15 protein-coding genes are annotated in these 13,757 nt (G+C 63.0%); 5 read left to right on the top strand and 10 right to left on the bottom strand.

Translation table 11 applies throughout. The annotated features are described in order from the left end of the window. Positions 1-123, bottom strand: a 123-nt coding sequence (locus tag PGX04_RS21245) for a hypothetical protein (RefSeq protein WP_273740355.1), incomplete at its 3' end; no start/stop codon positions are given. 454 nt (positions 124-577) lie between these two features. On the opposite strand from PGX04_RS21245, the gene PGX04_RS21250 reads away from it, so the two are divergent. Further along, positions 578-913 (top strand): MarR family transcriptional regulator, encoded by a 336-nt coding sequence (locus PGX04_RS21250; protein WP_273740330.1) that lies wholly within the window; start codon positions 578-580, stop codon positions 911-913. A 548-nt stretch (positions 914-1,461) separates the two neighbouring features. On the opposite strand, the gene PGX04_RS21260 is transcribed toward PGX04_RS21250, so the two are convergent. From PGX04_RS21260 to PGX04_RS21280, 5 genes are all read right to left on the bottom strand, one after another. Beyond that, positions 1,462-1,674, bottom strand: a complete 213-nt coding sequence (locus PGX04_RS21260) for a hypothetical protein (RefSeq protein ID WP_273740331.1) — start codon at positions 1,672-1,674, stop codon at positions 1,462-1,464. Positions 1,675-1,895: 221 nt separating this feature from the next. After that, positions 1,896-2,156: a HalOD1 output domain-containing protein gene (locus PGX04_RS21265; protein WP_273740332.1), complete on the bottom strand. Its 261-nt coding sequence runs from the start codon at positions 2,154-2,156 to the stop codon at positions 1,896-1,898. A gap of 46 nt (positions 2,157-2,202) precedes the next feature. Continuing rightward, positions 2,203-2,391: a hypothetical protein gene (locus PGX04_RS21270; RefSeq protein ID WP_273740333.1), complete on the bottom strand. Its 189-nt coding sequence runs from the start codon at positions 2,389-2,391 to the stop codon at positions 2,203-2,205. 153 nt (positions 2,392-2,544) lie between these two features. Then, positions 2,545-3,555, bottom strand: a complete 1,011-nt coding sequence (locus tag PGX04_RS21275; RefSeq protein ID WP_273740334.1) for a lipid II:glycine glycyltransferase FemX — start codon at positions 3,553-3,555, stop codon at positions 2,545-2,547. Next, positions 3,552-5,180 (bottom strand): alkaline phosphatase family protein, encoded by a 1,629-nt coding sequence (locus PGX04_RS21280; RefSeq protein WP_273740335.1) that lies wholly within the window; start codon positions 5,178-5,180, stop codon positions 3,552-3,554. Before PGX04_RS21280 ends, PGX04_RS21275 begins: the two co-directional genes overlap by 4 nt. A gap of 210 nt (positions 5,181-5,390) precedes the next feature. Here PGX04_RS21280 and PGX04_RS21285 point away from each other — a divergent pair, with 210 nt between their 5' ends. After that, positions 5,391-6,515 (top strand): DegT/DnrJ/EryC1/StrS family aminotransferase, encoded by a 1,125-nt coding sequence (locus PGX04_RS21285; RefSeq protein ID WP_273740336.1) that lies wholly within the window; start codon positions 5,391-5,393, stop codon positions 6,513-6,515. A 39-nt stretch (positions 6,516-6,554) separates the two neighbouring features. On the opposite strand, the gene PGX04_RS21290 is transcribed toward PGX04_RS21285, so the two are convergent. After that, complete coding sequence (locus tag PGX04_RS21290) at positions 6,555-8,288, bottom strand: ATP-binding protein (protein WP_273740337.1); 1,734 nt, start codon at positions 8,286-8,288, stop codon at positions 6,555-6,557. A 222-nt stretch (positions 8,289-8,510) separates the two neighbouring features. Then, positions 8,511-10,427, bottom strand: coding sequence for a DEAD/DEAH box helicase (locus tag PGX04_RS21295; RefSeq protein WP_273740338.1), 1,917 nt, complete (start codon positions 10,425-10,427; stop codon positions 8,511-8,513). A gap of 202 nt (positions 10,428-10,629) precedes the next feature. On the opposite strand from PGX04_RS21295, the gene PGX04_RS21300 reads away from it, so the two are divergent. Together PGX04_RS21300 and PGX04_RS21305 are read left to right on the top strand one after the other, a co-directional pair. After that, positions 10,630-10,878: a hypothetical protein gene (locus PGX04_RS21300; RefSeq protein WP_273740339.1), complete on the top strand. Its 249-nt coding sequence runs from the start codon at positions 10,630-10,632 to the stop codon at positions 10,876-10,878. A gap of 67 nt (positions 10,879-10,945) precedes the next feature. Continuing rightward, entirely contained in the window at positions 10,946-11,128 is a 183-nt protein-coding gene (locus PGX04_RS21305) for a hypothetical protein (protein WP_273740340.1), read from the top strand. On the opposite strand, the gene PGX04_RS21310 is transcribed toward PGX04_RS21305, so the two are convergent. Next, positions 11,121-12,080: a transcription initiation factor IIB gene (locus PGX04_RS21310; RefSeq protein WP_273740341.1), complete on the bottom strand. Its 960-nt coding sequence runs from the start codon at positions 12,078-12,080 to the stop codon at positions 11,121-11,123. The genes PGX04_RS21305 and PGX04_RS21310 overlap by 8 nt on opposite strands. Before the next feature lie 824 nt (positions 12,081-12,904). Here PGX04_RS21310 and PGX04_RS21315 point away from each other — a divergent pair. Beyond that, on the top strand, positions 12,905-13,498 hold the full coding sequence (locus PGX04_RS21315; RefSeq protein ID WP_273740342.1) for a DUF7344 domain-containing protein: 594 nt from the start codon (positions 12,905-12,907) through the stop codon (positions 13,496-13,498). 59 nt (positions 13,499-13,557) lie between these two features. Here PGX04_RS21315 and PGX04_RS21320 read toward each other — a convergent pair whose 3' ends face one another. Continuing rightward, positions 13,558-13,752 carry a hypothetical protein gene (locus PGX04_RS21320; RefSeq protein ID WP_273740343.1) on the bottom strand — a complete coding sequence of 65 codons (195 nt, stop codon included), beginning with the start codon at positions 13,750-13,752 and terminating at the stop codon, positions 13,558-13,560. Positions 13,753-13,757 lie beyond the last annotated feature (5 nt).

Genomic DNA, 13,757 nt, shown 5'->3' on the forward strand with positions numbered 1-13,757 from the left:
AACGTCGCGGCCAACGACGACCCGTTCGTATCCCTCCGAGGCGACGGCGCGGCCGACCGAAAGCGCCAGCGCCGCCGTCACCTCGTCGCCCACCCGCCCGCGAATACCGCTGGTTCCGAACATATCGGTTCCTGAGGTGGGCTACCGCCTTACTATGCACGGGTTACTGCCGCCCGCTCCGCGCTCAGTCGTCGGGTCCGCAGCGACCCGTGCCGTCGCCTCGAGCGGTCGTCGACGGTCGATCAGCGGGGCGATCACTGCGGGTGACCGTCCGATCGGTGAATCGTTAGTTCCTCCCTGCGATTCTGAACTGTCGGTACCGTATATGTGACTCACACCGGTACGCTCGAGTGAGAATGAGACAGGAAGGACCCGCAGCCCGCCGATATAGTCGGCCTGTCGGTAGACGTGATCTCGGGTCGACTGCCGCACGTGGTGCTCGGTCGATCGTCACACGTCGCACTCGTCCGGTTCTCGCACGTGTCACCCGACTGGCTCCCACACCCCGTCCCGATCGGACCGCCCCTGACGGACGGTCCTCAGCATCGTCACGCGGTATCCCCATCGATCGAGAGACATGAGTGCGACCGAATCGGATCCCGACATCGACGAGAACACCGATGTCGACGAAGCCACTGGCGGTGACGAGGGTACGGACGATGACGAGCGAAGCGGCGAGAACGAGGAGAGGGGTGACGAGAGCGCCATCTCCGAGTTCCCGCCCAGCGCGAAACTCGTCTACAAGGTCCTCGAGTACGAGGGTCCGCTGACCCAGGAGCGGATCGTCGCCGAATCCAGACTGTGTGCCCGGACAGTCCGCTACGCGCTCGGCAAGCTCGAGGATGGAAATCTCGTGACCAGCCGCGTCTGTCTCGAGGACGCCCGCCAGTCCAAGTATCGGATCGGCGAGTAGCGCAGGAGCGCGCACCAATTATCCCGTCTCCACCGGCGCGGAACACTGTCACCGGGGGCGGTTCCAGATGCGGGTTTTGGGAGTGCGACGGGAGCGCCATTTTCGGCGGTTCGGTCGACTCGATGATGGTGCCGCTTGAGTTGCACCGGCGTCTCCAATCGGAAAGCGACGACGCGCAAGCGGGGCTGCTCGGTTACGATCACGAAACTGCGACTCGAGTATCTGCTGTCGTAGTACCGTTCGCATACCACGGGTTCGCTAGCTGGTGGGAACGCTGGGTGCGACCGGAAGTACGGCTGTTGGGATGTGTGCGGTAGTGACCGTTGTGACTCGGTTAGCCGCGGTTACGTACGACTGGAATCTCCCGACAGCACAAACAGTAGGACTGTCGAGAAGTTAATCCGGTTACAAATAATGGGCGAAGCCCTGCTCAGTTTGCACGCGTGGTCACCGTCCGGCAGAGGTGAGGAACGTCTCGCTCCTTGCGTGTGGAACATTTGTCTATTTCGGAAGTGAGACGGTGAACGACTCTTCGATCAGGTTACAACTCAATTCGGTTCGAGAGCCTGAACACTCACCGAGATAAAGTAGACGAACATAAACAAGAAGAAGCCCACGATAAGCGGAACGAGTCGGGTGTCGATGACAGCGAGTCCCGATACTGCTACGATTGCGATTCCACTGACGAAGACCAGAATAACGAATACACCGACTGCATAGTAGAACCGAAGATCGGATTCGAAGTATTCTCTTATTCCCATGTTTATCTGTTGATAGCTGGCGGAGAAAAGCGTGTTGTTAGTATCCGACGCCGAGTTGCGTGTGAATCCCCTCGTCGTTTTCGAGTTCGTCAACGAACGCGACGACGAAATCCTCTATCGACATGAATAGTAGCCACTGAAAGTCACTGCACACTTGATCGCATGATAACTGTTCGATCAGTATATGAATCGTTTCAGTGGCTACTAGAGTAACCGCTGGCTTAGTCCTGATACTCTCGGACCTCGATCGTTCCGTCAGTGGCCACGGTGACGAGCAGATCGTCGATCGTAAATGCGATGACCAGTTCCGAAGTCGCGGATTCGAGAAGTGTATCGAGGGCGTCCGGGTCGAGGTAGTCTCCAAACGTGAAATCGACCTCCGTGGGATCTTTCTCAACGTGGTCTGCAATTGTTTCAATCACCTGTACACTATCGGGAACCGGAGGAGAAGGGGACCGAGACCCCGTGTCGCGCTCAGTCATTGCTATACAAGGTAATACTGTAACCTTTGTATAACAGTTGCGATATTTAGGAATTTCGCTCGAACGTGATCTCCACCGGAGTCAATTCGTTCCCGGCGAATTCATTCAGCACGTCCGAGGGAACGTCGGTGATCTCACCTTCGACGGAAAACGCTATTGTATCCCCGTAGATAGTAATGTCCACGTCGTCGAGTTCGATATTTGCATCGTCTGCAACATTGATAGTCATCTCCATGTCCCTTCACAGCAGTGATATTCTATAAATAGGTGCCGAAACGGTAGTCATATCCCTATCTCTCTGATAATTATCATCTACCCGGGAGAGATATCGAGTTCCGTCGATCAGGGTTGTCCCGGGGACGCGTGGGCAGATGTGGCAGCAGGGACGCTACCGGTGTTTTTGATACTGATCGACCAACAGGTCGACGCCGAACGAACCAGACGTGATCTCGTAGTGGGTCTCGAGGCGCGGGTTGAACTTCGCCTTGTACCGGTTGATGCTCGGGACGCCGGCTCCGACGAGGTCGTACTCCTCGATTCCCTCGCGGCGGCCGTCACGCATGACGTGCCAGTCCAGCAGATCGTTGATCGCTATATCGACATCCGCGTCCGGTTTGACCCCGCCCTGCCACCGGTACCGCGTCCGATTGGACTCGACGACGAGGATGCCACCGAGGAACTGGCCGTCGACGCGACAGACGTAGGGCCGGATCGCGCCGTCGGGGAGCTGCTCGTAGAGCGATCTGGCGAAGTCGGGCTGCAGCCGGAACGGCTGCCCCTGGTTCTCGTAGCGTTCTCGGACCTTCTCGACGATGCGTTCGACGTCATCGGAATCGCCCTCTTCGATCGCGTAGCTGTCTTCGTCGGCGTTGCGGATGTTGCTCCGGGCATCGCTGCTGAATCGTCCCAGTAGCTCTGCTTCGGTCCCCTCGAGGTCGACGACGTACGTGTGACCGGGTTCGACGTCGTACTCGTTCCAGACGAACGGGCGAATATCGTCGAACTTGGCGGTGACAAACTTGCTGTACAGCGGCGAGAGTTCGTCGTCGATCCACTCGAGACAGCCCTCGATGAATCGCTTGATCCGGCGGTCGGCCTTGCGCTGTTTGAGCTTGTCGACGTTCAGCAGGGCGGGTCCGAGGTACGATGTCCAGGAGTGTGGTGCCGGGGAGAACGCACCGGTTATCGGGCCTTTGGTGTACTCGAAGACGGGGAAGATCCCGACTGACTCCTGCCCTTTGAACCCGGCGAGCAGATACGGGGTCGTGCCGGTGTATTCGGCCTGCAATCGGAGCGCTTCCGTCCGGAAGAACGGATTCGACCCGTCGGATCGTTCGACGTACCGGTTCCACTCGTCGTCGTCGGTTTGCGGATCGAGAGTGCGGATTTCGACGCTCATAGGTAGCCCAGATCGGAGAGTCGGTCTTCGACGGTCCCGTCGTCGGTCGCCCTGATCGGCTCCGGGTCGTAGGCCGGGTACGGTCGCTCGGTGGTCCCGTCGACGGCCGGAAGCGGTTCGCCATCCATCGCGGCGTCGACCGGGACGTCGAACAGCGAACAGATCGTCGGCGCGATATCGAAGATCGTTGCCCCCTCGAGCGCGGCGGACTCGTCGAACGCCGGCCCGGTGGCAGCGATGACGCCGGTCGGCTTGTGGTTCCACGGCTCCATCGGCTCGCCGAAGCGCTCCGTGCCGAGGTCAGCGACGATCGCGTTGTCGAACCCAGCCGGAACCGTCAGGATGTCGGGTGCCTCGTCGACGTGCGGTCCCTCGAAGTAGGTCTCCCTGGGTTCGACGGCGTCGAACATCGGCTCGCCGTCGGGCGTCCGGACGGCCGACAGCGACTCGACGAGCGCACCGCGGACGCTATCGTACGCTGCGGCCGGAACCTGTCCGTTCGGCTCGCGCCCCTCGAGGTTGATCCGGACGCCGAGCTCGCTCTTCGAGCGGACGTACGCCCGAGAGTTCGGGAAGTCGACCTGTTCGCTCGCCGCTCGGATCGCGTCGTTGGGAACTCGCTTGCCGATCGGTTCCTTCAGCCCGACGCGGTCGAGCGCGTTCGCGATCCGCTGGGTCGTCAACCCGACGGTCGCGGCCAGGTTCATCGCCCGCTCGAGCGCACTGGGTCCGGAATCGCCGGCGGCCGAACCCTCGAGCAGGTCGTTCTCCCAGGATTTCGACCAGTCGGGCATCCCCTCACCACCGCGCTGGGCGCTCACGTGCCCTTCGTCTCGGAGGAACTCGTTGATCCGGAACTCGTCGCCGGTCACTTTTCCCATGCCGTGATCGCTGACGATCAGGACGTTTTCGGGCTCCGTTCGCTCGATCGTCTCCGCGAGCTGGCGGTCGACCGCGCGGTAGACCGCCTCGATCGCCTTCTTGTCCCCGGATCGCTCGTGAAAGACCGAGTCGGTCTGCTGGAACTGGAGGAAGCCGAAGTCCGGCGCGAACCGGCGGGAGAGGTAGCGGAAGGCCTTGCCCCGGAGTTCGATCGTCCGCTCGTACCCCTCGATCGACCGATCCGACTCCGGGCTGCTTTGCGGGTAGATCCAGTACTCGCCGCCGCAGGCGAGTTTGACGTCCTCGAGGATCCCCTCGGGGTGGCAGTCCGGATCCTCGGGGGCGGTCAGTCCCGGAATCAACGCTCCGTTAAACGCCCGAGGCGGATGGGTCACGGGAACGTTGACGACGACGCTCGAGAACCCGTCGTCGCTCAGCAGTTCCCAGATCGGTCGCTCGCGGACGTGCGTCGCGTTGACCACGTCCCACTCGTAGCCGTCGAACGAGAGGAAGTCGTACACACCGTGTTTTCCCGGGTTTTTCCCGGTGAACAGCGACGGCCAGGCGCTCGCCGTCCAGGGCGGGATCTGGGACTCGAGGGGTCCCGCAATGCCCGTTTCGAACAGCCGCTGTAAGGTGGGGAGTTCGTCCGACTCGAACATCGGCTCGAGCACCGGTCGACAGCCGGCGTCGAGCCCGACGACGAGCAGACGAAGATCTCTGTTGTCCGTCGAACCTGCCATGGACGCGTTGTCTGCTCGCCCGGGCTTTGTTATGCAAGTGCTTTGCCCGCGCGTTCAGTATCGCGGAGCGAGTGAGTCGGCGAGCGTCTGCTGTAAGTAGCCATTGTCTCCCGGTCGCGAGCTGTATCGTCCGGTTCACTAAGACCACGCGACTCCGAATTGATTCGATGACCGCCGCTCTCGGTATCGATCCACGCAGCGGTCACACGTATGATCACCGCTACCCCTTCCGTCTTCGATCTCTCCCGCTCGCGGTCGGGTGCGGGAGGAATCGACTCCTTCGTCGACCGGCACGCCCCCGATGTGGCGTACACGCACTACGGCTCCGGGAAAGCCGCGCTCAGAGACGGGCTCGCCGGGGTCGCCGATCCCGCCGGAAACGTCGTCATTCCGGCCTACCTCTCGCCGGCGATCGCCGAACCGTTCCGCGACCTCGGGCTCGAGACGCGATTCTACGCGATCGAGGGGACGCTAGCTCCCGATTTCGCCGATCTCGAAGCACGGATCGACGACGACACCGTCGCCGTCATGTCCGTCAACTACTTCGGCTTTCCACAGCCCGGCCTCGAGCGGATCGCATCGCTGACCGACGAGTACGACTGTTACCACGTCGACGACAACGCGCATTCGCCGCTCAGCGTCCACGAGGGGACGCTGCTGGGAACGCACGGCGATCTCGGCATCACGACGCTCCGGAAGCTGCTCCCGGTTCCCGACGGGGCGCTGCTCTATCGATCCGACGAGGATATTCGCGAGCGATGTTCCCCGTCGTCGCTCGCCGGGCAGTCCGATCGCGTCGGGACCGTCGACTGCCGGTTCGTCGCCACGTCGGTCGCCGGAGCCGTCCTCGAGACGAGTCCGTCGCTCTACCGGTCGGTCGAGTCCGCCCTCTCCGACGGTTCGGACGGCTCGAAATCGGTCGATCCGAAGGCGAGATACGAGGCCGCGAAAGCACCCATGTCGAAGCTCTCGGCGTCGATCGCCGACGCCGCCGACCCGGACGCGATTCGGACGCGGCGACGGGAGAACTACCGAACGTGGCGAGAGATTCTCGACGATCGAGACGACGTGACGCTGCTGTCTGACTCGCTTCCCACCGGGATCTCGCCGTACGAATTCCCCGTCCGGACCGACGATTCGGCGGCGATTCTCGCGGAACTCGAGGCGGCCGGCGTCACGGGGGCCCACACCTGGCCGATACTCCGAGAGTCGGTCCGGGGGAACGACGAGTACGCGACCGCGAACCGGCTCTCGCGGGAGCTCGTCGCGCTTCCAGTTCACCAGGGGATCGAGCCGTCCGCGATCGAGGCGGTCGGCGATCGCCTCCGACGGTGACGTGACGGGACAACCGGAGCCCGACGCGGTTCCCGCCGCTCACTCACCGGCGGGCGAGGGAGCCAGTTCCGCGCGAACGTCGTCGGACAGCGCGTACGTCCGTTCGGCGGTGCGTTCGAGTATCCCTTCCGTCCGCAGCTCTGAGAGGAGGCTCTGCACCGCGACCGTCGACCGATTCACCCGAGCCGCGATCGGCTCCGCCTCGAGCGGACCGTCCTCGGCGAACACGGCCAGAATCTCGCGCGCCGCATCGACCGAGCACTGCGATCCCTCGCACGCTCGAGTGACTCGATCGCGGACCCACGAGATCTCGAGCAGCTCCGCGAGTTCGCGCTCCTCGTCAGCGACGACGAACGTCGAATCGTCGATCGCAGCCGCGTTCGACCCGCGTTCGCCGTCCGAACCGTCGTCAGCGTCGACGGGCGTGTAGCCGAACTCGATGTCGTCGCCGCCGGCCTGCAGAATGGGTGACTCATCGTCGATCCCGCTCTCGGCGGCTCCGTTTCCGTCGGCGCCCTGGCGCTCGAGGTCGCGAACGACCTCGCGTAACTGTTCATTTTCCGCGCGAAGCGTTGCCAGTTCGTCCTCGCGAGCCGCGAGTTCGGTCTCGAGGCCCTCGATCCGGTCGTCGCGCGCGTCGAGCGTCTCCCGAAGCTCCTCTCGTTCGGTCTCGAGTTCGGCGATCTCCTCGTGGAGCCGGCGAAGGTCGTCGCTCGAGCCGGGGAGCTCCGCCTGGACCGTGTCCGTGTTCTGCAACGCGTCGGCCATCTGTCTGGCCGCACTCGAGACGTCCCGCGCCGAGGACAACTCGTCCTCGAGGGTCTCGATCCGTTTCTCTTTTATCTCGAGTTCGTTCTCGAGTTCGTTGATCCGGTCTTGCTCGCGGTCCTTGCGTTCGGAGATGTCCTGGAGGTCGCCGACCAGCGTGTCCGAGACGGACTTGAGTTCGGGGCGCTCGAAGTCCTCGAGACCGGGCGTGGCGCCGGCGTCGAAGGTCCGCTTGCGGCGGAACTGGACCTTCCGGACGTCGACCTCGGTCCAGTCGGTCTGCACGAACGCCTGCCCGTCGTCGAGGTCGGCGACGAGCTCCGAGTACTCGGTGTCGATGATCCGGCCGACGACCTTGGTGTCGTTGTCCCAGGTCAGCCGGTGCCAGACGAGCCAGTTCGCCTGCGTGATGAAGTCCTTCTTCACGTCGGCGGGTCGCTGGCTGATCCCCAGGATCCCCAGGCCGTGTTTCCGGCCGCGCTTGCTGATCTTGATCAGCAGGTTCCCCGTCTCGCCGACGCCGCCGCCCTCCGGAATGTACTCGTGGACCTCCTCGACCACCAGCAGGAACGGCTTCTTCATCTTCTTCTCCTTGACGAACAGCTGGCGGGCGACCTCCCGGAGCAGTTCGTCCGCCACGCTCTCGTCGAGATAGCCCGAGACGTCGAGAATGACGGGGACGTTCTCCTCGAGGGCGATGGTCGCCATCTGTTCGGCGTGTTCCGGCCCGATCTGGATGTCGCACTCCTCGTCGGCTCCCGCGTGGAGCATCTCGTACTCCTCTTTCAGCCCGTAGTACTCTCCGTCGGTGTCGACGATGAGGAGGGGGTAGCCCGCCTCGAGCAGTTCCTCGGCGATGACCGACGCGGTGTTCGATTTCCCGGAGCCCGATTTCCCCGTCACGAACCCGCGACCGGTCAGCAGTTCCACGACCGGCAGTTTCAGGTTCGCGCCGTCGGCCGTTTCGCCGACGAGAATCTGGCGCTGGGTCCCTCCGTCGCTCACCGCCACCTCACCTCGCGACCGCGTGGCTCGTTCATACTATGAGTACAGTTCGAACACGCGACCTTGAATATTGGCCTCGGTTCGGGATAGCATTCGCGGGGCCGTTCCGTCTCACCCCTTTCCGCCTGACCGCCCCGACTCATACGGTTTGCTGTAACGATTTACCGGCGCGGCCGCAGGCCGGATCGCGGTCGCGCCGGAAATGACTTACAGCAGACCGTATCAGTCCTCACCGCGCTCGACGGCCTGCTCGCGGACCGTGATCCCCTTGCGACCCAGATGCTGGAGCTGTTTCCGGGCGAAGTCCTCCTCTCGAGTACCCCGCGTGGCGAGGACGTAGACGAGCGCGCCGCCGGCGGGACGCATCGTCCGCCCGGCGCGCTGGGTTCCCTGTCGCCGCGAGCCGCCTAAGCCGGAGGCGACGATCGCCAGATCCGCCGTCGGCAGGTCGATTCCCTCGTCGCCGACCCGCGAGATGAACAGGAGATCGCGCTCGTTCCGGCGGAACTCTTCGAGCAGCCGCCGCCGTTCGTGGTGTGGCGTCTCGCCGCTGAGGAAGGGCACCTCGAGCGCCTCGGAGAGCTCGCGGCCCTGCTCGAGGTAGTCGACGAAGACGATCGCCTTCGCGTCGGGATGGGCCGACAGCAGGTACCGGACCTCGTCGATCTTGCCCCGGTTTTCCGCGGCGATGCGGTACTTCTCGCGGCCCTCGGCCGAGCCGTAGGCGTTGGCCTGTTCGTCGTCGCCCCACGGCACGTAGCGAATCTCGAGTTCGGGTTCGGCGACGAAGCCGGCCTCGAACAGCGCCTCCCAGTCGGTGCCGATCGGCGGCCCGACGAGGGTGAAGATCTCGGTCTGGCGGTCGTCTTCCCTGATCGGCGACGCTGACAAGCCCAAGCGATGCTTGGACTGCAGGTGCGTGCTCCGCCGGTAGACGTCCGAGGGCACGTGCTGACACTCGTCGAAGATCACCAGCCCCCACTCACGGTCGTCGAACAGCGAGCGGTGGCGATCCATCCCCGCGATCTGGTAGGTGGCGATCGTCACCGGCCGGACGTTCTTCTGCCCGCCGTGGTACTGCCCGATCTGGTCGGCCTCGAGCGAGGTGTACTCCTGGATCGCGTCGGCCCACTGCTGTGCGAGATCGCGACTCGGGACAAGCACGAGCGTCTCGCCCTCGACGTGGGCCATCGCGCCCATCGCGGCCACCGTCTTCCCGCTTCCCGGCGGGCCGACGAAGACGCCCTCACCCGCCTCGGCGAAGCGATCGACCCACGTCTGCTGGTAGTCTCGCAGTCGCACCCCCAGGTCGATCGGCAGTTCCTCGCCGGAGGCCAGTTCGCGGTGGTCCTGGACCGGATACCCGGCCTCGTAGAGGATGCGCTTGATCGCGGCCTCCGCCCCCTCCTGCACCCAGTCCTCGGCCTCCGAGATCGGTGCGTGGACGTGTTCCTCGTCGAGTTTCTGGCGGGCGACGTTGCCCATTATCTCGGGACTCTGCGCCTCGAGAACCGTATACCCGTCCTCGTGGGTCACCAGTCGGAACTGGTGGGCGCGGTCCCACTGGCTGTGGACCCACTCCTCGAGCGCGTCCGATCGCTGGCCCAGCGCCTGCCGCATCGTCCGCGCGAGTTCCTCGAAGGTATCGTGAGGCGTCCCCCAGATATCGGCCGGTCGAACGACGTAACGGTAGCCCTGTTCACCGTTCGCATCTGCGAGGTGGGCGAACTGCGAGAGTTGCGCGCGCGTGAACTGGTCGGGCCGATCGACGACGATCTCCCGCCGTTTCGGAAAGACGATCACTCGTTCGCGGTCCGTCAGGTCCTCGAGTTCGGTCGGATACCAGACGACGGGATCCGTCGAGACGGCCAGTCGCTCGAGTGCGCCGCGTTCGGCGAGTGCCTCGAGTCGTTCGTTCGCTTCCTCGTGGGGGAGCTCGAGGGCACGAGAGACGGCCGCGGCGGTGAGAACCGGCCGTCCCTCCTGCTGGCTGGCGTCGTGGAAGTCGGCGATGGTGAACTCGTCGGTGTCGTCGTTCTCGTCGGCCTCCGTGCCGGCGTCAATCGCCTCCCCGTCGGTCGGTTCGGGGGGATCGCTTCGCTGCTCGTCGGAAGACGTCGAAGAACGTTCGTCGGTCACTGCCCGCTCGTAGCGGCGGAGGGGGTAAACCGATTTCGTTCGATTCTCTCGATTCGTCTGTCACCGGCGACGGACTCAAATGCCCCAGGAAAGGACTCGAGATAAGGACTCAAGATAGGGTATTCGGTCCGAACGGGAGGTGGGAAATAGACGCCACGTTTCCGCCAGTATTATTTCAATTAAAATAGAAGAAACGGGCGAGATGAAGTATCTGTACGATGCTCTCAATTTCTCTATCGGCGTCTCGCTGATGGCGGTAACGAGTTTCGCCGCCCTACAAACGACCCTCCAGCGGCAGTCTCCGAATACCATCGTCGTCGATGGAAGCGGTACGGGCGGTAGCCTCCTGACGATGGCCCTGTTTGCACTCGGGTGCTTTTTCGTCGCCCACAGTCTGTTTAGCGCGCTGGACAAAGCGGGTTGGACCAGTGACTCCCCCGCGTCTGAATGACGCTCGTGCATCCGGCGGACGTGACCACGCAATAGTATATGCCGCAGGAAGCCGTATCTCCTCCCATATGTACCGTGCGATCCTCCCCGAAGGACAGATCGTCTGCGAGCGCTACGATCACACCGACAACGGACTCGAGCTGTACGACGATGAGGACCGGTTCCTCGCGTTCGTTCCCTACAGCAACCTCCACGCGCTGCTCGACGAGGAGGTCTACGAAGAGGACGGAAACGACCGCTCGATCATGTGACCGGCTGCTGATCGATCGCCTCGAGCTGCTCGCGATACCGATTCCGAACCGTGACGACGGTCGTCTGGGCGGTGTCGGCGACCGCTCGCTGCGGGATGGTTTCGTCGCAGAGCAGTCCGGCGGCGTAGATCGCCGCGGCGGCGAATCCCGTCGGTGACTTGCCCGAGTGGAGCCCCTTCTCGGTCGTGAGATCGATGATCTCGACGGCCTTGGTTTCGACGTCCTTGTCGACGTCTAGATCCGAGCAAAAGCGCGGGACGAACTGCCGAGGGTTCGTCGGTTCGAGATTAATGTCCAATTCGTCCGCAATGTAGCGGTAGGTGCGACCGATCTCGCGCTGATCGACGCGTGAAACAGACGTTACTTCCTCGAGGCTTCGGGGAATGTCCTCCTTACGACACGCGGTGTAGAGCGCGCTGGTCGCGACGCCCTCGATCGATCGGCCCCGGATGAGGTCCTGCTCGAGCGCCTGTCGGTAGATGACGCTCGCGGTCTCCTTGACCGGCTTGGGGACGCCTAACGCGCTGACCATCCGGTCGATCTCGGAGAGGGCGTATTTGAGGTTTCGTTCGCCCGCGTTTTTCGTTCGAATTCGTTCCTGCCAGACCCGGAGCCGGTGGAGCTGCCCGTGTTTGTCGGCCGACATCGAGTGACCGTTCGCGTCCTTGTTGCGCCAGTCGATGGTCGTTGTCAGCCCCCGATCGTGCATCGACTGGGTCAGGGGCGCGCCGACCCGCGAGAGTTCGTCGTGCTCTTGGGCGTTGAACGCTCGCCACTCCGGGCCGTAATCGATGGGATCTTCGGTGAGAACGAGGCCGCACTCCTCACAGACCCGTTCGCCGCGGTCCGGATCGTGGACGATCGTATCGGTCTCACAGTCTGGACAGAGACCAGCCTCGACCGCCTCCGACTGCGATTCGGTGCTGGCGTGATCGATTATAGACCGCGTCATCAGTATCCGACCGAAACCGTGCAGTCACTGTAAGGGGTTCACATGGTTTCGCGGGAAACACCGACTTACTATTCTGACGCCTGACTGTCAGGAATCGTATTCACCGGATGGATCCGAGCCTTTCCGACGAGACAGTCGGCTGCGCCTCCCGGCACTGACGCTCGAGCCGAGCGGCGAAGACAACCGACGCGACCGTCGTTCCCTCGAGCAAATAACCGTGACGGTCGCGTCGAGACCGTGTCCCATCGGTCATGTCCGGGCGAAACGACTCTCAGCCGGTCGTTTCGACCCATTATGATACATGTGATCGTGGGACATGAAATGCGGGGATCGTTGGGTCGAGCTGCCGGATAAATCCCTCTATTCGGCGTGTAAACCCATCGTTCGCGTGTGAACTGTCGATCGACTTTATATCCGCTGGGCCGAACGATCGGTATCGCTGCCGTGTTCTCACTTAGTACCCCGAGTCGCGTCGGTATCAGATCCGTTCTCGGCCCGCGTCTCCGTACGCTGTCGATACGCGCGCACAATCGATCGGTACCGATCGACTTCGCCGGCGACCGAGAGCGGCCGTCACGACGGCGAGAAGTCGCTGCTGTGACTCCGTCGGGAAGTCGTTCCATACGTCCTTTGCAGCCGGTGCGAAACGTGGCCGTTTTTAAGAGTATCTCTGTTGGTGTTCAACTTGGTGTGTCAAACGTGATTTGGACCCGCCGTACGAACGTACAGCGGTCACCGTCGAGCCGATGCTCCGGTGGCTTTGCCTGCCGTGTACTGGGGTCAACGAACGCGAATGGGGTTGCTACGATCGGAGGGCCGCGATAATGTCGTCGGTCGATACGTCACTTCCGGACGAGATCGCCTCGGTCGCCAACGAGAAGGACGAGCGGCTCTCGAAGGACGTCATTTTCGAGCTCTTAAAGAATCGCCGTCGGCGCGAAGTCCTCGCGTACCTACTGGACGCCGACGAAACGGTGACGCTCGGCGAACTCGCGGAACAGATCGCCGCCTGGGAGAACGACACCGATATCAACGCCCTCAGCTCCGACCAGCGGAAACGAGTCTACGTCGCCCTCTATCAGACCCATCTGCCGAAGATGGACGACGCCGGTATCGTCGAGTACGATCAGGACCGGGGGTTGATCTCGCTCGCGGACAACGCCGACCTGTTGATGATGTACCTCGATACGGATACCCATCGACAGGATCGGTGGGATCGGTGGTATGCCGGGCTTAGCGTGGCCGGCGCGACCCTCATCGGTGCGGCGTTCCTCGGGGTCCCGCTCCTGTCGGCCGTGCCGATGACCGCCCTCGCCGGCCTCGTCGTCGCCGCCTTCTTCTGTCTCTCGATCGCTCACGTCGCCCGGAACCGTCATCACGAACGCAACGTCGACGGAAAGCTCTCTCGTATCGAGTAACCCCACGTCCACACGGCGGCGGTCCCGTCCCGTGACTGCAACGAGCTCGCGCTGTGACCTCACGCCTCGAGCGACGCGTTCGTCGATCCCCTGCTGATCAGCCATCGATCCGGTCGGGGTCCGTATTCGTCTCCGTACTCGTCACCATCGCTCCCCGTGACCGCGCTCGCCGCACGCGGATGGACGACGGGATCGATCCGCTCTCTCACGGCGGTTCCCAGTCGGCCGCTAAGAAGGCTTTTTATTACCCGCATCCGTA

This window comes from Natrinema soli (assembly GCF_028618695.1).

What these genes read in the sequence shown, in the direction of transcription:
- PGX04_RS21250 (WP_273740330.1), top strand. Translation starts at nt 578, where the DNA reads ATGAGTGCGACCGAATCGGATCCCGACATCGACGAGAACACCGATGTC.
- PGX04_RS21260 (WP_273740331.1), bottom strand. Translation starts at nt 1,674, where the DNA reads ATGGGAATAAGAGAATACTTCGAATCCGATCTTCGGTTCTACTATGCA.
- PGX04_RS21265 (WP_273740332.1), bottom strand. Translation starts at nt 2,156, where the DNA reads ATGACTGAGCGCGACACGGGGTCTCGGTCCCCTTCTCCTCCGGTTCCC.
- PGX04_RS21270 (WP_273740333.1), bottom strand. Translation starts at nt 2,391, where the DNA reads ATGGAGATGACTATCAATGTTGCAGACGATGCAAATATCGAACTCGAC.
- PGX04_RS21275 (WP_273740334.1), bottom strand. Translation starts at nt 3,555, where the DNA reads ATGAGCGTCGAAATCCGCACTCTCGATCCGCAAACCGACGACGACGAG.
- PGX04_RS21280 (WP_273740335.1), bottom strand. Translation starts at nt 5,180, where the DNA reads ATGGCAGGTTCGACGGACAACAGAGATCTTCGTCTGCTCGTCGTCGGG.
- PGX04_RS21285 (WP_273740336.1), top strand. Translation starts at nt 5,391, where the DNA reads ATGATCACCGCTACCCCTTCCGTCTTCGATCTCTCCCGCTCGCGGTCG.
- PGX04_RS21300 (WP_273740339.1), top strand. Translation starts at nt 10,630, where the DNA reads ATGAAGTATCTGTACGATGCTCTCAATTTCTCTATCGGCGTCTCGCTG.
- PGX04_RS21305 (WP_273740340.1), top strand. Translation starts at nt 10,946, where the DNA reads ATGTACCGTGCGATCCTCCCCGAAGGACAGATCGTCTGCGAGCGCTAC.
- PGX04_RS21310 (WP_273740341.1), bottom strand. Translation starts at nt 12,080, where the DNA reads ATGACGCGGTCTATAATCGATCACGCCAGCACCGAATCGCAGTCGGAG.
- PGX04_RS21315 (WP_273740342.1), top strand. Translation starts at nt 12,905, where the DNA reads ATGTCGTCGGTCGATACGTCACTTCCGGACGAGATCGCCTCGGTCGCC.
- PGX04_RS21320 (WP_273740343.1), bottom strand. Translation starts at nt 13,752, where the DNA reads ATGCGGGTAATAAAAAGCCTTCTTAGCGGCCGACTGGGAACCGCCGTG.